We start from the raw sequence: 326 nt of genomic DNA, 5'->3' as shown, positions 1-326 counted from the left end.
CCGTCGCGCTCCTCCCAGAGGGTGTCCTCGGTGATCACCTCCTCGCCGTACTCTTCGTCGGCAACCTCGTAGCCCCAATCGCGGAAGGCGCCCTCGGTGAACTTCATGATGTTGCCCTTGTGAACGAGGGTGACGGAATCGCGGTCGTTCTCGAGGGCGTAGTCGATCGCCCGGCGGACGAGACGTTTGGTGCCGAACTCGCTGATGGGCTTGATGCCGATGCCGACCGGCCCCTCGTGGATGATGTCGGTTTGGCCCATCTCGTTCTCGACGAACTCCCTGACCTGTTCGGCCGCGTCGGTGCCGGCCTCCCACTCGATGCCGGC

1 protein-coding gene is annotated in these 326 nt (G+C 64.7%); it reads right to left on the bottom strand.

What is annotated here, in order from left to right:
• On the bottom strand, positions 1-326 hold a 326-nt coding region (locus QRT08_RS18425; protein ID WP_286047454.1), incomplete at both ends, for an isocitrate/isopropylmalate family dehydrogenase.

This window comes from Halalkalicoccus sp. NIPERK01, assembly GCF_030287405.1.
Classification (GTDB): Archaea; Halobacteriota; Halobacteria; order Halobacteriales; family Halalkalicoccaceae; genus Halalkalicoccus.
Note: the sequence above shows the minus strand (reverse complement) of the source record. Positions and strands in the feature narration are given on the sequence as shown.